Source organism: Paraburkholderia caffeinilytica, assembly GCF_046030355.1.
In the GTDB taxonomy this organism is placed as follows: Bacteria; Pseudomonadota; Gammaproteobacteria; order Burkholderiales; family Burkholderiaceae; genus Paraburkholderia; species Paraburkholderia caffeinilytica_B.
The window spans coordinates 154,117-173,384 of sequence record NZ_JAQQCQ010000003.1; the positions used below are offsets into that span (position 1 = coordinate 154,117).

General features: G+C 61.4%; 12 protein-coding genes. 5 read left to right on the top strand and 7 right to left on the bottom strand.

Features of this window, described 5'->3' with window-relative positions:
* Positions 1 to 246 precede the first annotated feature (246 nt).
* Together PQQ95_RS05415 and PQQ95_RS05420 are read left to right on the top strand one after the other, a co-directional pair.
* Positions 247 to 612, top strand: coding sequence for a helix-turn-helix domain-containing protein (locus PQQ95_RS05415; protein WP_408435581.1), 366 nt, complete (start codon positions 247 to 249; stop codon positions 610 to 612).
* The gene (locus tag PQQ95_RS05420) at positions 605 to 1,906 is read left to right on the top strand and encodes a type II toxin-antitoxin system HipA family toxin (protein WP_408435582.1); all 1,302 of its coding nucleotides are present in this window, start codon (positions 605 to 607) and stop codon (positions 1,904 to 1,906) included. The genes PQQ95_RS05415 and PQQ95_RS05420 overlap by 8 nt, the downstream gene beginning before the upstream one ends.
* Before the next feature lie 97 nt (positions 1,907 to 2,003).
* On the opposite strand, the gene PQQ95_RS05425 is transcribed toward PQQ95_RS05420, so the two are convergent.
* The 4 genes from PQQ95_RS05425 to PQQ95_RS05440 all read right to left on the bottom strand — a co-directional run bounded on the left by PQQ95_RS05425 (position 2,004) and on the right by PQQ95_RS05440 (position 9,011).
* Positions 2,004 to 3,626 (bottom strand): efflux transporter outer membrane subunit, encoded by a 1,623-nt coding sequence (locus PQQ95_RS05425; RefSeq protein WP_408435584.1) that lies wholly within the window; start codon positions 3,624 to 3,626, stop codon positions 2,004 to 2,006.
* Between the two features lie 13 nt (positions 3,627 to 3,639).
* Positions 3,640 to 6,825, bottom strand: a complete 3,186-nt coding sequence (locus tag PQQ95_RS05430) for an efflux RND transporter permease subunit (protein ID WP_408435586.1) — start codon at positions 6,823 to 6,825, stop codon at positions 3,640 to 3,642.
* Between the two features lie 74 nt (positions 6,826 to 6,899).
* Complete coding sequence (locus tag PQQ95_RS05435; RefSeq protein ID WP_408435588.1) at positions 6,900 to 8,111, bottom strand: efflux RND transporter periplasmic adaptor subunit; 1,212 nt, start codon at positions 8,109 to 8,111, stop codon at positions 6,900 to 6,902.
* Positions 8,112 to 8,156: 45 nt separating this feature from the next.
* The gene (locus PQQ95_RS05440; protein ID WP_408435590.1) at positions 8,157 to 9,011 is read right to left on the bottom strand and encodes an alpha/beta hydrolase; all 855 of its coding nucleotides are present in this window, start codon (positions 9,009 to 9,011) and stop codon (positions 8,157 to 8,159) included.
* Between the two features lie 173 nt (positions 9,012 to 9,184).
* On the opposite strand from PQQ95_RS05440, the gene PQQ95_RS05445 reads away from it, so the two are divergent.
* Both PQQ95_RS05445 and PQQ95_RS05450 read left to right on the top strand, forming a co-directional pair.
* Positions 9,185 to 10,189: a LysR family transcriptional regulator gene (locus tag PQQ95_RS05445; protein ID WP_408435592.1), complete on the top strand. Its 1,005-nt coding sequence runs from the start codon at positions 9,185 to 9,187 to the stop codon at positions 10,187 to 10,189.
* Between the two features lie 223 nt (positions 10,190 to 10,412).
* Positions 10,413 to 10,721: a DUF4148 domain-containing protein gene (locus tag PQQ95_RS05450; RefSeq protein ID WP_408435594.1), complete on the top strand. Its 309-nt coding sequence runs from the start codon at positions 10,413 to 10,415 to the stop codon at positions 10,719 to 10,721.
* Between the two features lie 275 nt (positions 10,722 to 10,996).
* On the opposite strand, the gene PQQ95_RS05455 is transcribed toward PQQ95_RS05450, so the two are convergent.
* Positions 10,997 to 12,070: a purine-nucleoside phosphorylase gene (locus PQQ95_RS05455; protein ID WP_408435595.1), complete on the bottom strand. Its 1,074-nt coding sequence runs from the start codon at positions 12,068 to 12,070 to the stop codon at positions 10,997 to 10,999.
* 246 nt (positions 12,071 to 12,316) lie between these two features.
* Between PQQ95_RS05455 and PQQ95_RS05460 the strand changes: the two genes are divergently transcribed.
* The gene (locus tag PQQ95_RS05460) at positions 12,317 to 13,297 is read left to right on the top strand and encodes an aldo/keto reductase (RefSeq protein WP_408435597.1); all 981 of its coding nucleotides are present in this window, start codon (positions 12,317 to 12,319) and stop codon (positions 13,295 to 13,297) included.
* Positions 13,298 to 13,309: 12 nt separating this feature from the next.
* On the opposite strand, the gene PQQ95_RS05465 is transcribed toward PQQ95_RS05460, so the two are convergent.
* Together PQQ95_RS05465 and PQQ95_RS05470 are read right to left on the bottom strand one after the other, a co-directional pair.
* Positions 13,310 to 14,215 carry a cation diffusion facilitator family transporter gene (locus PQQ95_RS05465; RefSeq protein WP_408435598.1) on the bottom strand — a complete coding sequence of 302 codons (906 nt, stop codon included), beginning with the start codon at positions 14,213 to 14,215 and terminating at the stop codon, positions 13,310 to 13,312.
* A 156-nt stretch (positions 14,216 to 14,371) separates the two neighbouring features.
* Complete coding sequence (locus PQQ95_RS05470; protein ID WP_408435599.1) at positions 14,372 to 19,213, bottom strand: NAD-glutamate dehydrogenase; 4,842 nt, start codon at positions 19,211 to 19,213, stop codon at positions 14,372 to 14,374.
* Positions 19,214 to 19,268 lie beyond the last annotated feature (55 nt).

Sequence of the window (19,268 nt, forward strand, 5' to 3'; positions counted from 1 at the left end):
GCCGGATCGGGTCGGACAACGGAAATCTGCAGCGCGGGTTAGCCGGCGCACAGCAGCAATAGAACGCGCGAGCGGATCAGCGCGGGCAGCAGCAGGTCGGACAGGTCATCGCCTCGCTCCAGATGAGGTGCGAATCATGATAGACGGCGGGAAACCGGCGGTCTACGAACGGATTTTGGGAAGGAAAGCGGGAAAAATGATTTGGGAGCGGCAGGGTTGCAAGTCGGGCTTGAAAATCACGAAAATATGTATAAAATCAAAATTAAGTCGCTTAAATTTGATTTTATTGTGAAAAAATCCCCGCTGCTCGACATACTGCCGTTCGAAGCCGAGGAAGTGGTTGCTGCCGTGGGATACAAGATCGCGCTCGCGCGCCGGGCCCGATCTTGGACTCAGGCGGACCTCGCCGCGAAGATGGGCGTCAGCGTGAACACCGTGGTCAACCTTGAAAAAGGCCGGCCCTCGGTTGCATTCGGGCAAGTCGTTATGGCCCTGTGGTTGCTGGATTCTCTGGACATGCTTCGCGAGGCCACGCGTCCGGAAGATGACCCCGTGATCCAGAAAGAAGCGTTACGGCACTTGCCAAAACGCGTACGAGGATCGCATGACTGAAAAAACACGGCCGGTATGGATATGGCTTCCCGGCGAAGTTGAGCCAGTCGTCTGCGGCACCTTCGCGTGGTCGCCGGGGATCGGTCAATTCGCCTATCTACCGGAATATAGGGCACGCGCTGGCGCCCTGCCTGTTGATCCCAGCAACCTACCGTTCACGCGCTCGACAAAACCTGCAACGACAACACTAATGAACGGTGTTTTCGGCGTACTACGCGATGCAGCGCCCGAAGGATTTGGCCTGGATTTGCTCCTCGCGAAACACGCGAGGCAGGATCTCGACGAAATCGACCGGATGGACCTGGCGGTCGGAGATGGTGTCGGGGCAATCGAAGTCTGTTCGCCCGAAATGATCGATCGAAAGCTCGCATATCGGCCGCCATCCGAGGAAGAATTGAAACTGCAACTCGCCGATGCCGAGGCCGGATTCTCGGTGCGTCGCGTCGTTGAACAACTATCCGGAATAGACGACGGCACCAGTCTCGGCGGAGAAAAACCCAAACTAACCATCACGCGGCAAAGCGGCGGTTCGACCCAATGGTGGATTGCCAAGCTGCAGGAGCGCGGCGCGGCGCCGTTCCTTCCTGCGCGTGAATTCGTCGCCATGACGCTGGCCGCCCAATGCGGCATTGACGCGGCTCAGGTGCATTACAGCAAGATAGGCCAGCACGAAGTCGTGCTGGTTAAAAGATTCGATCGCGACGTAGTGGCAGATGGGGTCCAACGTTCGCTGTTCGCGAGCGCTGCAACTGTGCTACGACTTCGCAGCGATTCGACGCGCGAAGACCAGGACCGTTCGTATGTGAAGTTCGCGCACGAGTTGCGACGCTGGTGCGCTGATCGGCATCAGGGCTACGCCGATCAGCAGCGTGAACTATGGCGGCGTATGGTGTTCAACACGCTGGTCGGCAACTATGACGATCATCCTCGCAACCATGGACTGCTTTATCGCGCCGGCTCCTGGGCATTGTCGCCTGCCTATGACATCGTGGCGATACCGCGTCGGAGAGAAGATCAGGCGATGGCGTTGAACCGGCAGGGCAGTCGCATTGCAACGCCAGAAAGCCTGGTCGTCGACGCACCGGCGTTTTCGTACGGGCTAGAAGAAGCATGGGACACATTACGTGCAATGGCCGACGCCGTGCATACGTCGTGGCGCGCATTATTCGCGACGTCATGCGGCCTCACCGAACAGGAGGTCGAGATTCAGCGCCCCGCTTTTAAACTTGCGGAAGAGATATCGACCGGACAACAGACGCTGGATTTGACGCAGTTAGGCCGACGCCGTCGATGAAGGCATGTCGCCCATGCCGCTAACAGATGGAAAAACGCCGGGTCGCGCGTAAGCACGGCCCGGCGTTCTTCACCAGCCAACAAACTCAAAGCCAACCTTACCGCTTCGCCACCTGCTCCACCGGCACAAAGACAGAGGCAGAGGTAGAAGCAACAGCCGCACCCGATGCCGGCGCAACCGCCCCCACCGCTTCGTCACCCGCAGGCTTCACATCGCCCCAGCCGCCGCCCAGCGCGCGAATCAGATTGACCGTCGCCACCGCCTGCGTGCCTGACAGATGACTCGCCTGCAGTTGCGATATCAGCACCTGCCGCTCGCCGTCGATCACATCCAGATAGCTGACCGCGCCCTCCGTGTACTGCGTGCGCGACAGATGCGCCGCACGCTGCGAGGCCACGACCGCATCGTTCTGCTCGCGCATCTGATCGTCGAGCAAGCGCAGATCGGCCAGATTGTCCTCAACTTCACGGAACGCCACCAGCACCTGTTGACGATACTGCGCGACATCCTCGTCGTACTTCGAGCGCGCCTGCGCGAGGTTGGCCTTGCGGCGGCCGCCGTCGAATAGCGGCAAAGTCAGCGCGGTACCGGCGAACGGCCCGAGAATGAATGCGCGGCTCGACCACATGAACAGATCACCCAGCGTCGCCGATTCGAAACCGGCCCCACCCGTGATATCGAGCTTCGGAAAGAACGCCGACTTCGCCAGACCGACTCGCGCGTTCGCCGCCATCATCGCCCGCTCCGCCGCCGAAATGTCCGGCCGGCGTTCGAGCAGCGCCGAAGGCAAACCTGGCGGCACACGCACCGTCACCGGCGCGAGCGGCGCTTCTGCGAATGAGAAATCCGCCGGCGGCTTGCCGAGCAGAATCGCCAGACTGTGCTCGGAGGCCGCGCGCTGACGCGCCACGCCCACTGCGTCCGCGCGCGCACTCGCGAGTTCGTTGCGGGCACGCGAAACATCCAGCTCGCCGATATCGCCTTCCTTGAAGCGGCGTTCGACCAGCTTCAGCGTGTCCTCGCGCAACGCCACCGTACGGCGGTACAGATCCTGATCCGTGTCGAGCTCGCGCAACTGGAAGTAGTTTTGCGCAACGTCGGCTTGCAAGGACAACTGCACCGAGCGGAACAGCGCTTCAGTTTGCTGCTCGTCCGCACGCGTTGCGTTCACATTCGAGCCGACTCGCCCGAACAGATCGGTCTCGTACGATGCGCCCACCTGCGCGCGCCAGATCGTGCCCGTCGTGCCGCCCGCGCTATCCGGCTGGAATTGCGAGGCCGCCGACGCACGCTCGCGCGTCGGGCCAAAGCCCGCGTCGAGCTTGGGGAACCAGTCCGATTTCGCCGCCTGCGTCACCGCACGTGCCTGTTGCACACGTGCCGCAGCCGCCTTCAGATCCTGATTCGCAGCAGCGGCCTGTTCTTCCAGCGCGTTGAGCTGCGGGTCGCCGAAAATCGTCCACCATTCGCCGCGATGCGCGTCGTCGGCAGGTTGGGCCTGCTTCCACGTGCCCGTGTCTTGCGGCGATACGGTTGCGGACGTAGCCGACGATGTGGCCGACGTAGCCGATGCAGCAACCGGAGCTTCCTTGAACGCAACCGGCGTATCCACCTCCGGCCGCTTATACGTGGGCTCCACGGAGCAGGCCGCGAGCAACGCCACCAGCAAACCGCTGGCAGCCGCTCTGCCCCACCCGCTTAAAGATTCAAAACGCTTCATTATTGTTTTCTCCTCAGGCGTCCGTCACCGGCGCCCCAAGGTGCGGCGCGTCTTTCTGCGCGACATGAATCGTCCCGCCTGCCAACGTACGCAGCACCACATAGAACACAGGGGTCAGCATCAGGCCGAACAGCGTCACGCCGAGCATGCCGAAGAACACCGCGATACCCATCGCATGACGCATCTCCGAACCGGCTCCGCTCGAAAGCACCAGCGGCACCACACCCATGATGAAAGCGATCGACGTCATCAGAATCGGACGCAGACGCATACGGCTCGCTTCGATCGCCGCCGCCAGCGGCGTACGCCCGTCATGCTCCAACTCGCGGGCGAATTCGACGATCAGAATCGCGTTCTTCGCGGACAGCCCCACCAGCACCATCAAACCGATTTGCGTGAAGATGTTGTTGTCACCGCCCGTGAGCCAGACACCGGTCAGCGCGGACAGCACGCTCATCGGCACGATCAGGATCACTGCGAGCGGCAGCGTCAGGCTTTCATACAACGCGGCCAGCACGAGGAACACGAGCAGCACGCTGATCGGGAACACCCACAAGCCCGCATTGCCGGCGATGATCTGCTGATACGTGAGGTCGGTCCATTCGAGTTTCACGCCATGCGGCAAGGTTTCCGCCGCCACGCGTTCGGCCGCGGCTTGCGCCTGGCCCGACGAGAAGCCCGGCGCCGGTCCACCGTTGATGTCGGCGGCCGTATAGCCGTTGTAGCGCACCACCATTTCCGGACCATACGTCGGCGTCACCGTCACCAGCGACGACAGCGGCACCATGTCACCCGCAGCATTACGCGTCTTCAGTTGCAGGATGTCGTCCGCACGTTGACGGAACGGCGCGTCAGCCTGCACCCGCACCTGATACACACGGCCGAAGCGGTTGAAGTCGTTGACATACAGCGAGCCCAGATAGATCTGCATCGTGTTGAACACATCCGTAACCGGCACACCGAGTTGCTTGGCCTTCACGCGATCCAGGTCGACGTTCAATTGCGGCACGTTGATCTGATAGCTCGAGAAGGTCGGGCCCAGTTCCGGTGTTTGCGCAGCCTTCTTCACAAAGGCTTCCGCAGCCTTGTTCAACTCGGCATAGCCCACCGCGCCGTGATCTTCCAACTGCATCTTGAAGCCGCCCAGCGTACCGAGACCCAGCACAGGCGGAGGCGGAAACACCGCGACGAACGAATCCTTGATAGCGGCGTACTGCTGGTTCAACGCACCGGCAATCGCCCCGGCCGCGAGTTTCTTGCTGCCACGGTCCTTGAAAGGCTTCAACGTGACGAACACAATGCCCGCGCTCGAACTGTTGGTGAAGCCATTCACCGACAAACCCGGGAACGCCACGGCGCTTTCCACGCCCGGCTGCTTCAGGGCAATCGCGCTCATATCGCGGATCACCTTTTCGGTGCGATCCAGCGACGCGCCGTTCGGCAACTGCGCAAAGGCAATCAGGTATTCCTTGTCCTGCGCCGGCACGAAACCACCCGGCACGACGCGTGAGATCAGCACAGTCGCGCACAGCAGGATCGCGTATACCGCGAGCATTGCACCTTTACGGCGCAGCACGCCCTTCACGCCACGGCCATACTCCGTCGAACCGCGATGGAACACCTTGTTGAAGCCCTTGAAAAAGCGGCCCAGCACGCGATTCATCACACGCGTCAGGAAGTCTTCCTTCGCGCCGTGGCTGCGCAACAGCAGCGCGGACAATGCCGGCGACAAGGTCAGCGAGTTGAACGCCGAGATGACCGTCGAGATCGCGATGGTCATCGCGAACTGCTTGTAGAACTGGCCCGTCAGGCCGGTCATAAAAGCGAGCGGCACGAACACGGCGACCAGCGTCAGCGCAATGGCGATAATCGGCCCGCTCACTTCCTGCATGGCCTTATACGTCGCGTCGCGCGCACTGAGCCCGCTTTCGATATTCCGTTCAACGTTCTCCACCACCACGATCGCATCGTCCACCACGATCCCGATCGCCAGCACCATGCCGAACAACGACAACGCATTGATCGAGAAGCCGAACGCCAGCAGCAACGAGAACGTACCGACAATCGACACCGGCACCGCAATCAACGGAATGATCGACGCACGCCACGTCTGCAGGAACACGATCACCACGATCACCACCAGCGCGATCGCTTCGAGCAGCGTGTGGATCACCGCCTCGATACTCGAGCGCACGAACTGCGTGGGGTCATAGACGATCTTGTATTCGACGCCGGCGGGCATGTCTTCCGCCAGTTCCTTCATCGAGGAACGAACCTGATCGGAAATCGCGAGCGAGTTCGCACCCGGCGCCTGATTGATAGCGAGCGCTACCGCGGGCTTGTTGTCGAGCAGCGAACGCAAGCCGTATTCCGAGGCCGCCAGTTCAATACGCGCAATATCGCGCAGATACGTCACGCCACCATCCGGCGCGGTTTTGACGATGATGTCGCCGAATTCGCCCTCAGTCTTCAAACGGCCACGCGCATTCACCGACAACTGCAATTGCGTGCCCGGCACCGAAGGCGATGCGCCGATCACACCGGCTGCCACCTGAATGTTCTGCTCGCGGATCGCGTTGACCACTTCGGTCGCCGTCAAACCGCGCTGTGCGACTTTCTGCGGATCGAGCCAGACGCGCATCGCGTAGTCGCCCGAACCCCACAACTGCACTTCGCCGACGCCCTGAATCCGCGCGAGCCGATCCTTGACGTTGAGCAGCGCGTAGTTGCGCAGATACGTCATGTCGTAGCGATTGTTCGGCGAGATCAGGTGGACCACCATGGTCAGCGTGGGCGAACTCTTGATCGTCGTGATGCCGAGGCGCTGCACGTCTTCCGGCAGGCGCGGCAGCGCCTGGTTGACGCGGTTCTGCACCAGTTGCGTCGCAAGGTCCGGATTGGTGCCGAGCTTGAAGGTCACCGTCAGCGTGAGATTGCCGTCGCTATTGGCTTGCGACTGCATGTACAGCATGTTCTCGACGCCGTTGATCTGCTCTTCGAGCGGCGCGGCGACAGCCTCGGCGATCACCTTCGGGTTGGCGCCCGGATATTGCGCGTGCACCACCACCGAAGGCGGCACGACTTCCGGATACTCCGAAATCGGCAGCTTGAAGAGCGAAATGATGCCCCCCAGCAGGATCAATACCGATAGCACGCCGGCAAAGATCGGTCGATCGATGAAGAATTTGGATATGTTCATGGGAAGCTCTTAACGTTGGAGCATGCGCCCGCTACGGCCGGTCAACATGACTGGCCAAGCGCAGCGCACGAGACTCACGAATTCTTGTCCGCTGCTTTCGCCCGCGTCTGTGCAAGCGGCGCGCTGTTCGGATCCTGATCGGTGGTCATCGGCACCATGTGGGCGCGCACTGCATCGCCCGGACGCACACGCTGGATACCGTTCACGACGATCCGGTCGGTGGCCTGCAAACCGCCCTTGACGACGCGCAGGTTGCCCTGCATGCCGCCCACCGCGATCTCGCGATACACGACGTGATTGCTCTGGTCGACCACCAGCACGAATTTCTTGTCCTGATCGGTGCCCACGGCTGCGTCGTCGATCAGCAAGGCCGGATGCGGCGCGCTGCCGCCGACCTTCACACGCGCATACAGACCCGGGATCAATGCCCCGTCCTGGTTGTCGAAACGCGCGCGCACCCGGATGGTGCCGGACGACGTATCCAGCCGGTTGTCGACGGATTCGATCGTGCCGTCGCGCGAGTAGCCGCTTTCATCCGCCAGACCCAGCTGCACCGGCACCTTGCTGCCATCCTTCGCGCGGTTCAGGTATTGCAGGTAGGTTTGTTCGTCGGCGTCGAACGATGCATAGATCGGTGAAACCGACACCAGCGTGGTCAGCGGCGTCGAGCTTGCGCCTGCGGACACCACGTTGCCCACCGTGATTTCCGCGCGCGAGACACGCCCCGCCACCGGCGCAACAATCTTCGTATAGCCGAGATTGATGCGCGCGGTTTCGACGGCGGCCTGCGCGGCCTTCAGGTTGGCGCTCGCCTCACGCGCGGCGTTCTGCTTCTCGTCGTAGTCGCGCTTGGCGATCGCGTTGTCGGCGATCAGGCGTTGCGCGCGTTCCCAATCGCTTTGCGTGTAGCCCGTACGCGCTTGCGCCGCCGCGAGCTGGGCTTCGGCGCGATCCACTTCGGCGGCGTACGGACGCGGATCGATCACGAACAGCGTATCGCCCTTTTTCACGAGCGCGCCGTCCTTGAAGTTGACGGACACAATCGTGCCGGGCACCTGCGAACGCACATCCACTTTTTCGACCGCTTCGAGGCGGCCGGAATAGCTTTGCCAGTCGGTGATGGTCTTTTGCACCACGGTGGCGACATCGACTTCGGGCACGATAGTCGGCGCAGCGGGCGAGCTTGCGTCGACGCGAATCGCGCCGAACGTGCCCAGCCCGGCCACGACGATGACGGCTAGCGCGGCAATCGCCACACGGCGACGGGAAAGAGGAAGGATAGTCATGAGAAGCTCCCGGTATCGTTGATTAAAGTTCTGCTTATTTCTGTCTCAGCGATGGGCGCGCGCATCGAAGCGCCACTGAAAAAATCGCACCGCTTCCTGCAATGCCGGCGGATGATCGGCTAACGCGGCGTGCGAGATGCTGGGATAGCGGACCACCTGGGTCAGCACACCCGCGTCGATCAGACTGCTCGCGTATTTCTCCGCTTCCACATGCAGTACATCGTTTTGCGCCGTCGCGATCAGCGTGGCAGGCAGGCCCGCGAGGCGCGACGATTCGAGCGGCGCGGCATACGGATGCATGCGTTGCGACGCTTGCGGCAGATACGCGCGGTAACACGCCGCGCATTCCTTCGCGGTGATGTCCGAGCCGAGGCGCTGTTCGTCGCCGAGGCGCGTGAGGCTCGGGTCGAGCATCGGTCCGAACAGCGCTTGCGCCGCAATGCGCACGTCGCCGCGATCGCGCGCGATGAATGCGAGGCAATTGGCCAACTGTCCGCCCGCATCGTGGCCCGCCACGCCGACCTTCTTGCTATTCCCGCCAAACGCGCGGGCTCTTGTCTGCACCCACAGTGCCGCGCGATGCGCGTCTTCCGGCGCCGCCGGGAAAGGAAACTGCGGCGCCAGCGAATAACCGACCGAAACGACGAGCGCCGGTAAGTGTTCTGCGAAATAGCGTGCGGCGTAGTCGGCCTGATCGATCGAGCCCTTGGTAAAACCGCCGCCGTGAAAATAAAGCAATACTGGCAGTGCGGTTTTCTGTGCCAGCCGGTACAAACGCAACGTAATGTCCTGGGCGTGCCCTTCGATCTGCACGTCCGTGACGTCGAGCGCCGTGCTGTCGGCCTGTGCCAAGCCGCTTCCGGCGGGCACAAAGGAGTACGGCGGTTTAAATGCATCCATGTCGAGCCGCGCAATGCGCATAGAACTTCAATGGTGCGAATTGTGGGTTCGGCAGACTCGTAAATAAATGCCTATAATCCGGCAACACAATTCGGCGCCCCTGAACAATCGAATGCGATTGCTCTGCGGATTCGATTCCTGCTCAGTGCGCCCGCCCCTTTTGGAGGTTTGCAATGGACCGGCTTCAGGCCATGCAAGTGTTCACGCGCGTCGTCGACACCAACAGCTTTACCCGTGCGGCGGAAACGCTCGATCTGCCGCGCGCATCGGTTACCACCATCATTCAGAACCTCGAAGCGTTCCTCGGCACGCGTCTGATGCACCGGACCACGCGGCGTTTGTCGCTCACACCGGACGGCGCGGCCTATTACGAGCGCTGCGTGCGCATCCTTGCGGACGTCGAAGAGACCGAGGCCAGCTTCCAGAGCGGCAATAAAAAGCCGCACGGCAAGCTGCGCATCGACATGCCCGGATCGATCGGACGCTTGCTGGTGATTCCTTCGCTGTGTGAATTCCACACGCGCTACCCGGACATCGATCTGCAGCTCGGATTGACGGACCGGCCCGTCGATCTGTTGCAGGAAGGCGTGGATTGCGTGGTGCGAGTGGGCGCGCTACAGGATTCTTCGCTCGTGGCGCGGCGCATCGGTTTGTTCGAGGGCGTGACGTGTGCGGCCCCCGATTACATCGAGCGCGCCGGCATGCCGACTTCGCTCGAAGACCTCGAGAATCACAAAGCAGTCAATTATTTTTCGAGCCGCACGGGGCGCACGATCGATTGGGCCTTCATGGTTGATGGCAAAGAAATAGAAGTGAAGATGAAGGGCATTGTGTCGGTGAACGACGCCGATGCCTACGTAACTTGCGGACTGGAAGGCTTCGGCCTGATTCAGCCGGCGCTCTTCATGGTGCTGCCGCATCTGCGTTCGGGCCAGCTGATTGAAGTGCTGCCGGAGCTGAAACCTTTGCCGATGCCGATTTCCGCAGTCTATCCGCACAGTCGGCATCTGTCGCCTAAAGTCCGCGTTTTCGTAGACTGGATCGCGGAGTTGTTCGACCGCTGTCCGCTGCTGAGCGGACGCGGCAGTCTGGACGCGACATGCACGAAGCGTACTTTCGAAGAACGCGAGTCTGCTCCGATACTCGATACGCCGGTAATAACCGAGTGGGTCGCCTGATTCACGCGAGTTGAAGTACAGAAAATGGAAAAGTGAATTTCAACCGCGGCTCTAATGCCGCGGTTTCCCTTCAATAACCGGGTAATACTCGCGCTGTCGCGATTGTTCTGGATTCGCGACAATTCATTTCGCGAAAGTGAGATTTATCCGCATCCTCTCGAAGTCTACATTTCACCCTGTCGCAGCGCCGCTCGTGCTGCAAACGAATCGACAGGAGTGAATCATGAAACGCAATCTCTTAGCAGGTCTTGTTCTTTCGCTGCTAGCCAGCGCATCGGTTTTCGCTCAGAGCAATGGCGGCGGCATTGGCCGTGCAGGCACGTACGAAACGCAGCCTACCCCGAGCACAAGCGCCAAAACGCGTGCAGAAGTGAACGCCGAACTGGTCGCAGCGTATCGCGACGGCTCGCTGCCCTCGCTGAATCGCACCACGTATCCGAATAAAGGTCTGATTGGTCAAACACAGGCTGCGCGCATTGCATTGCAGGAAAGCGCCCGCGGCGACGTAACACGCGTGGCCAACGGGCAATGACACGAAGACGCCGCAATGATTCGGTTTCCAAAAGAAATGTTCATTGCGGCGCCGTCCATGCACACCTCAAAAAGGAGCACATCATGACACCCTCAGAACTCGACAATTGGGATACAGACGCACCCGTGTGGACGCCCTACCGCGCACCGCAGCGATAAGCGCTGCCGGATAGCAGCCTGCATTACGCTCTTTCTGTTTGCCTGCGACGGTGCCTCTTCCTGCTCTCTCATTTCAGGAAAGGCACCGCCGCACAGCCATGAGAGCACCAAGAGAGCCTATCGCTTCGGCACGCCATCCCGCCACTCACTCCAATGGGTGGCAATATCCTGCACAAGCGGATTTCCGGAGCGGAACAGGTTCTCGATCGCGATCGTAAAGCCCCCTTGCGCAGCATAGTTAAGCAGATTATCTGCGCTAGTCTGCCCGTCGTAAGGGCGGTCAAAATCCGACCCGGCCCGCACCACCGCAACGCGATTCAAATCGACCTTATGCACCGAGGCTGCACGCTTGAGCGCCTCATACGTAGCGTTATCCTCCTGCTGCGTCGTGCAATAAACCCCTTTATTGTCGGTCAGAATTTTGGTCCAATCCCGAGCCCGCTGTCCAAGCAGCGTCCCTGACCACCAGGTGTCGCCTGCCAGCGTATCGCATTGAATGACAGTGGGCGGCCGATTGGCCGGCGCATAGGAATACTTCGCCCGTGCGGCTTGAGCCTGAGCGTTGTCGGAGAGCGCAACGTTACGCGACAAAGCAAATGCCGTATCGGCAAGCTGCGTATTCAGCTGAAACACTTCGGTCCGATAATCCAGTGGCGGCTTGTCCGTTGGACTCGAGGTATTGATCCCGAGGTAACCCGTGTTCCAGTTGGGCGGAATTTCTCGCCCGTCGATCTCCCACTGAATTCCGAAGTCGACCAGGTACTTCGCCCACGCGGCGGACCCTACCGTGCCCTGCTGCGGATCGATTCCGGCAATCCCCGCGACCATAAAATAGGTATGCCGCAAATCGAAGCGCGGGGAGAAGGTCAACGCCATGATCGACGCCGCAGCATTCGTATGCCCCATGCCGGTGGTCATGACGCACACGTCCTGCCTGTTGCAATGAACGGCCGGATAATCGGGCGATAAACCGTCGACCGTAATCTCGCGCCATGGACCCAGCCGATCGAGCCACACCTGCCCCTCCGGCCCGAACATTGAAATAATCATCACCTTGACCGGCCGCCCGTGCGAGCCGCCGCCGCCTTGCGAGAGAGCATCATTGTCGTCCGCGCTGGCAGGGCCGGATGTAAAGGTGGCGCATGCCGCGAGTGTAATGACGGAGAGTGCGCCAAGTGTGCGAGTCAGCATCGTGATCCTTCCTTTTTGCTTTTGATGCAGATTGGGAGAGGGGCTGCTTTCAAGCCGAAAGAAGTATAGATGCGAAGAAATTATTTTCCACCACGTATTGCAGCGATTCGCGCACCACGATTGAACGGCGCCAACCCGCGCGTTTGGTCGCCCCGTCAGCCCCTCAGCACGCCAACGCGTCCGTTCCTATAATGGAGGACCGTCAGCACGCACCGCGTCTGCGCCCTTCAACCCAGGAGCACCACGATGGATTATGTGAAACTCGGCCGCACCGGCCTGGATGTATCGCGTCTTTGTCTCGGCTGCATGAGCTACGGTGTGCCCGCTCGCGGCACCCACCCCTGGTCGCTCGACGATGAAGCGGCGCGCCCCTTCATCAAGCAGGCGCTCGACCACGGCATCAATTTCTTCGATACCGCCAATGTTTACTCGGACGGCACCAGCGAGGAAATCGTCGGCCGCGCGCTAAAGGACTTTGCGAAGCGCGACGAGATCGTGCTGGCTACCAAGGTCAATAGCCGCATGCATCCTGGCCCGAACGGCGCGGGTTTGTCGCGCAAGGCGATCATGGCGGAAATCGACAACAGCCTGAGGCGCCTCGGAACGGATTACGTCGATCTGTACCAGATCCACCGCTGGGACTACGGCACGCCGATCGAAGAAACCATGGAAGCGCTGCACGACGTCGTGAAGGCAGGCAAGGCGCGCTATATCGGTGCATCGTCGATGTATGCGTGGCAGTTCGCCAAGGCCTTGCATGTTGCGGAACGCCACGGCTGGACGCGCTTCGTGACGATGCAGAACTACGTGAACCTGCTGTATCGCGAAGAAGAACGGGAGATGCTGCCGCTGTGCGAAAGCGAAGGCATCGGCGTCATTCCATGGAGCCCGCTGGCACGTGGACGCCTGACGCGCGACTGGAACACCGAAAGCGCACGTTCCGAGACCGATGAATTCGGCCGCACGCTGTACGCGCATACCGAAGACGCGGATCGCCGGATCGTGGAGCGCGTCAGCCAGATTGCCAAGGAACGTGGTGTGCCGCGTGCGCAAGTCGCCTTAGCCTGGGTGTTGCAGAAGAAGCCGATTACCGCACCCATTGTCGGCGCGACCAAGCTGCATCATCTGGACGACGCGGTCGCGGCCTTGTCGTTGGATCTCAGCGCGGACGAGATCCGTCAGCTCGAAGAACTGTATGTGCCGCACGCGGTGACCGGTTTCCAATAAGCGATCAACACATCAAACCCGCGGCACGTCCGGTTCAAAAAACACCCAGCGCACTTGCGGAAATGCCGCCTGCAAGTCCGCTTCGATCACGTTGATCGCATCGACCATCGCGCGGCCGCTCGCGTAGTCGATCATTTCCGCCTGCACGGCCACCACGACCTCACGGCCCCACTGCAGCGTAATGATGTTGATGATGCTGCGAATCTCGGAGCGCCCGCGCAGATGCGTCTCGATCGCGCGGCGCACCTCCGGGCTCGCCGATTCGCCGACGATCATCGATTTCACTTCGCGCGCCACCAGCCACGCGATCACCATCAGCAACACACCGACGCCAATGGAGCCCAATGCGTCATAAACAGGATTGCCCGTCACCATCGTCGCCAGCACGGCGACGAAGGCCATTGCAAGACCGGCCAGCGCGGCAATGTCCTCGCCGGCCACCACCAGCAGTTCGGACTCGCGCGTTTCGCGAAACCAGCGCCACAGGTGTTTGTCGGGATGCGACTTGCGGATTTCCTTAACCGCGCCCCACAACGAAAGGGATTCGAGCACCACCGAAACGCCCAGCACGAGGAGCGCCACATACGCATACTGCAAAGGCTCGCGCGCGAACAGACGATGCACGCCTTCGTACACCGAAAACGCGCCGCCGACGAAGAACAGCAGCAACGCCACCAGCAGCGAATAGAAATTGATCTCGCGGCCGCTGCCCATGGGATGCAACGGGCTCGCCGGTTTGCGCGCTTCACGCAAGCCGAATAGCAGCAACAACTGGTTACCGCAGTCGGCGGTCGAGTGAATGGCTTCGGCGAACATCGAGCCGGAACCGGTGAAGGTGGCAGCAGCGAACTTGCAGATGGCGATGCCAAGGTTGGCGGCGAGCGCGTAGAAAATGGCTTTCGGCGATTCTTCTTTCATCGTCGTGGAGAGGGTCCGTGAGTGTGCAGAGCGCTTTCAGTTGGCAATAGTTCGTATTATGGACATGCCACACGGCATGCGTCCAACTCCGGCGCTGTTTTGCGACGGGTTCTGTCACGTCTGCAACAGCTCTGCTCCTGTTTGCGCTCCGTCGTGCTATGCCCTTTCGAGCGCGGCCATCTCCCGCACGATCACCAGCAGCATGGACAAGCTCGCGCCGCCCGTGGCCCGCAGATCGGCAAGCAGACGCGCATAACGGTCGAGTTGCGCGGTGCGCTTCTCGCGCCATGCCTGAACCAATGCATCCGGCGTGGAAGCCTCGTCGGCATTGGCCAGCGCGCTCGTCGCCAAGGCGCGTTTCAGGCGTGCGAGTTCGGCCAGTGCCGTGGCGCGCGCCAGCATATCCCAGTGCGTGGGCGCCGGCAGCGCGGCCGCGCGCTCGCTGATCCAGCCGTAGTTCAGCAGCGTGCCAAGCGCGAAGTAAACCCCCGCCACGAGTTCGAGACTGCGCCCGCAGGTCGACGCCACCTCAGCGATGTCGAGCAAAGCCGCCGAGATCTCGCCGCTGGCAATCCGCACCGCGAGTTCGCTATCGACACCCGCGTCCACGAGCACACGTTGCCGCTCGGACAGTGCATCGAGATCGGCGCTCGGCAGCAGCACGGGCCATTGCGGTGCAAGGCGTTGCGCCGCGTCGCGGCAGCGTGCCAGCAAGCCGGCGACATCGCCGTCGCTGACCGCCCCCGATTGCAACTGCCGCAGGAACCACAGCGCCGAGCGCTCGACGAGCCGCGCCACTTCGACGAACATGCGCGCCTGCACATCGTCGGCGACACGGTTGTCCAGCGCATCGATACTGCGCCACACGTCGTCGAGATCGAACACGTCGCGCGCCATGATGCAGGCCCGCACGATGTCGCCAGGCTGTGCATCGGTTTCCTCCATCAGCCGATGCACGAACTCGCAGCCCACGCGATTCACCAACGCGTTGGTCAAATGCGTGGCAAGAATTTCACGCCGCAACGGGTGACGTTGCATCGGTTCGCTAAAGCGCTGCCGCAGCGGCTTCGGAAAGTACTCGATCAGCATGTCGCTGACGAGCGGGTCTTCCGGCATCGACGATTCGAGCAGCGCGTCGTACAGCCACATCTTGCTATAGGCCAGCAGCACCGCGCGCTCGGGCGTGGTCAACCCTTGTTTCGCGGCCTGGCGTTCGGCGACTTCTTCATCCGTCGGCAAGAACTCGATCAGGCGATTCAGGCGGCCTGCGCGTTCGAGGTAACGCATCAGGCGCGCTTCGGCATCGAGCAATTCGACGCTATAGCGGCCCGCGATCGAGAGCGCCTGGGTCTGGTAATAGTTGTCCTGCAAGACAAGCAAGCCGACTTCATCCGTCATTTCCGCGAGCAGTGCATTGCGCTGCTTCTCGGTCATTTCGCCGTCGGAGACGACCAGGCCCAGCAGAATCTTGATGTTGACTTCATGGTCCGAACAGTCGACGCCGGCGGAGTTGTCGATCGCATCGGTATTGATGCGCCCGCCGCGCTGCGCGAATTCAATGCGCCCGAGTTGCGTCAGACCGAGATTGCCGCCTTCCGCCACGACCTTGCAGTGCAGATCTGCGCCGTTGACCCGTATTGCGTCGTTGGCGCGGTCGCCGACCTGCAGATGCGTTTCGCGGCTCGCCTTCACATACGTGCCAATGCCGCCGTTGTAGAGCAGATCGACAGGCGCCTGCAGAATCGCACGCATCAATTCAGCGGGTGCGAGCGCCGGCGCGCTGATGCCAAGCACCGATTGCACGGCGGGAGACAAGGGAATCGTCTTGGCGGTACGCGGAAACACACCGCCCCCCGCCGAGATCAGCGACGGATCGTAATCGGCCCAACTCGACCGATCGAGCACGAACAGGCGCCCGCGTTCGGCAAGGCTGACGGCCGGATCGGGATTCGGATCGAGAAAGATATGTCGATGATCGAACGCGGCCACCAGCTTGATATGTGGCGACAGCAGCATGCCGTTGCCAAATACATCGCCCGACATGTCGCCGACGCCCGCTACCGTGAAGTCGGTCGCTTGCGTATCGACGCCCATTTCACGGAAGTGCCGCTTGACCGACTCCCACGCGCCGCGCGCCGTGATCGCCATTTTCTTGTGGTCATAGCCGACCGACCCGCCCGACGCAAAGGCGTCGTCGAGCCAGAAACCGTATTCCTGCGAGATGGCGTTCGCGTAGTCGGAGAAGGTGGCGGTGCCTTTGTCAGCGGCGACTACCAGATAGGGATCGTCGGGGTCATGCCGCACCACGTCGGGCGGCGGCACCACCGCCGTACCCGCGAGATTGTCGGTCAAATCGAGCAGGCCACGCAGGAAGGTCTGATAGCAGGCAATGCCTTCACGCATCCACGCATCGCGTTCGGTCTGCGGCGGCGGATTCTTCACGACGAAACCGCCTTTGGAACCGACCGGCACGATCACCACGTTCTTCACCATCTGCGCCTTCATCAACCCGAGCACTTCCGTGCGGAAGTCCTCGCGCCGGTCCGACCAGCGCAAACCGCCGCGCGCAACCCGGCCGCCGCGTAAATGCACACCTTCCACACGTGGCGAGTACACCCAGATTTCGAACATCGGTTTCGGTTCGGGCAAGCCGGGCACCTGCGCCGGATTGAATTTGAACGACAGATAGGGCTTCGGATGGCCGCCGGCGTCGAAGCGATAGTAGTTCGTGCGCTGTGTGGCCTTGATGACACCGAGGAATTGCCGGAGTATCCGGTCCTCGTCGAGATTCGGCACCTGATCGAGCGCGCCGTCGATCGTCCTCAGCAAGCTGTCGACGCGCGCTTCGCGCGTATCGCCGAGCACCGGATCGAAGCGCGCCACGAACAACTCCACCAGCATGCGGGCAATCGCCGGATTGCCGGTGACCGCGCGTTCGATATAAGCGTCGCTGAATGTCGACCCCACTTGCCTGAGGTACTTGGCGTAAGCACGCAGAATCGTTACTTCGCGCGCACTCAGTTGCGCGCGCAATACGAGGCGGTTGAAATCGTCGCTTTCGATTCCGCCCGTCCATACCTGTTCGAACGCATCTTCGAAAAGGTCCTTCACGCGTTCTATATCGAACTCCGCATCATCCGCGAGTTCGAGGCCGAAATCGTGAATCCACGCCGGCGTGGCGTCGAGTGCTTCGATCAGATAGGGCCGCTCTTCATCGACACGCACGCCGAGATGTTCGAGCATCGGCAAGCTGCGCGACAACGCAATGGGCAACCCAGCACGATAAACCTTGAAACGGAACGCGCGCGGCCCTGCTTCGATCGGGCGATACAGGTTCATGGCGAGCCGCTCGCTGCCTTGCACGCGTTCGATCAACTCGATATCGCGCACCGCGGTACGCGCCGGATAATCATCGCGATATCCGGGAGGAAACGAATCCGCATAGTGTTGCAGAAGACGGTTGCCCTGCTCTTCGCCGAATGCATCGAGCAACGCATCGGCAAGATCGTCCTGCCAACGGCGCGTGACATGCACGAGCCGCGCTTCGAGCTCACGCGTATCGACATTAGGCATGCCCCCGGGCTTTGCATGCACGACGAAGTGAATGCGCGCGAGCGTCGACTCCGACAACAGTGGCGTGAATTCGACGCTTTCTCCGTTGAACGCATCGGCCAGCAGGTTGGCGATGCGCTGCCGCAGATCGGTGTTGTACTTGTCGCGCGGTACGAACACGAGACAGGACACGAAGCGGTCGAAACGGTCGCGCCGCACGAACAGACGTGTGCGCTGATGCTCCTGCAAACGCAGCACGCCCAGCGCGATATCGTAGAGCTGATTTTCGTCAGCCTGAAAGAGTTCGTCGCGCGGATAGGTTTCGAGCACCGTCACCAGCGACTTGGCGAGATGCCCCTTCGGCAGAAACCCCGCGCGCCGCACGATGTTCGCGCATTTGCGCCGCACGATCGGAATCTCCGAAGCCGATACAAAATAAGCGGTGGACGTATACAGGCCGATAAAACGCCGCTCGCCGGTCACCTTGCCGTCGGCGCCGGTCAGCTTGATGCCGACGTAATCCAGATAGCCCGGCCGATGCACGGTGGCGCGCGAGTTGGCCTTGGTCAGAAAAATGGGCGACGAGCCGGAGATGATATCGGCGGCCGCCGGTGGCAACGGCGTGATTTCGGCCGAGCCCGCGGGACGCAGCGCATCGCGCAGAATGCCGAGGCCGGAGCCGGGTATCGCACGCAGGCCAAAGCCAATATCGTGCTGCACCAGTTCATAGTCGCGCTGACCGAGAAACGTGAAGTGATCGGCCACCATCCATTCGAGGAACGCGCGAGCCTCGACACCTTCCGGCCCTGCCTCGCCGGCCTTCATGCCCTTGACGGTGACGCGCGCAAGTTCGACGAGCTTCGGCCAGTCTTCCACCGCGGCGCGCACGTCGCGCAACACCCTGGCGATCTCGTCACGCAAGGCGTCGAGCTTTGCTGCGTCGCCACAACGGTCGACTTCGAAGTGAATGAACGAGGCGAGCTGCGAGCGCGTATCGGCGGCATCTTCAGCGCCCTGCCCCACTCGCACGATGCTGCCATCCGCGCCGCGCCAGATGCGAAACACCGGATGCACGACTGAATGCAGCGCAAGCCCGAGGCGGTTGACCGCCATCGACACCGAATCGACCAGAAACGGCATGTCGTCGTTGACGATCTCGATCACCGTGTGATCGGAATGCCAGCCGTGCTGTTCGAGTATCGGGTTGTAGACGCGCAGCCGTTCGCTGCCCGGCACGAAGCGTTGCGCAGTTTGCCAGTGAGCGAGCGCCGCTCCGTAAAGATCCGGGATCGAGCGGCTTTGCAGGTCGTCGGCGTCGACGAAATCGTAGTAGTGCAGCAGGAAAGGCTCGACGACTTTGAAGGTTGGCTCCGGCAAGCGCCCTCGTGCGAATTCAAAGACATCGTTCAGCAGGTGCGTGACAGCTTCTTCATTCTTTGCTTGCATGATCAACTCCCCCGGCGGGCGGCAATAGCGAGTATCGCGTGATTCGCATGCATCG

Excerpts from the sequence above, each read along its gene's own strand:
- PQQ95_RS05435 (WP_408435588.1), bottom strand. The coding sequence starts at position 8,111 with ATGACTATCCTTCCTCTTTCCCGTCGCCGTGTGGCGATTGCCGCGCTA.
- PQQ95_RS05470 (WP_408435599.1), bottom strand. The coding sequence starts at position 19,213 with ATGCAAGCAAAGAATGAAGAAGCTGTCACGCACCTGCTGAACGATGTC.
- PQQ95_RS05415 (WP_408435581.1), top strand. The coding sequence starts at position 247 with ATGTATAAAATCAAAATTAAGTCGCTTAAATTTGATTTTATTGTGAAA.
- PQQ95_RS05450 (WP_408435594.1), top strand. The coding sequence starts at position 10,413 with ATGAAACGCAATCTCTTAGCAGGTCTTGTTCTTTCGCTGCTAGCCAGC.
- PQQ95_RS05430 (WP_408435586.1), bottom strand. The coding sequence starts at position 6,825 with ATGAACATATCCAAATTCTTCATCGATCGACCGATCTTTGCCGGCGTG.
- PQQ95_RS05445 (WP_408435592.1), top strand. The coding sequence starts at position 9,185 with ATGGACCGGCTTCAGGCCATGCAAGTGTTCACGCGCGTCGTCGACACC.
- PQQ95_RS05460 (WP_408435597.1), top strand. The coding sequence starts at position 12,317 with ATGGATTATGTGAAACTCGGCCGCACCGGCCTGGATGTATCGCGTCTT.
- PQQ95_RS05420 (WP_408435582.1), top strand. The coding sequence starts at position 605 with ATGACTGAAAAAACACGGCCGGTATGGATATGGCTTCCCGGCGAAGTT.
- PQQ95_RS05440 (WP_408435590.1), bottom strand. The coding sequence starts at position 9,011 with ATGGATGCATTTAAACCGCCGTACTCCTTTGTGCCCGCCGGAAGCGGC.
- PQQ95_RS05465 (WP_408435598.1), bottom strand. The coding sequence starts at position 14,215 with ATGAAAGAAGAATCGCCGAAAGCCATTTTCTACGCGCTCGCCGCCAAC.
- PQQ95_RS05425 (WP_408435584.1), bottom strand. The coding sequence starts at position 3,626 with ATGAAGCGTTTTGAATCTTTAAGCGGGTGGGGCAGAGCGGCTGCCAGC.
- PQQ95_RS05455 (WP_408435595.1), bottom strand. The coding sequence starts at position 12,070 with ATGCTGACTCGCACACTTGGCGCACTCTCCGTCATTACACTCGCGGCA.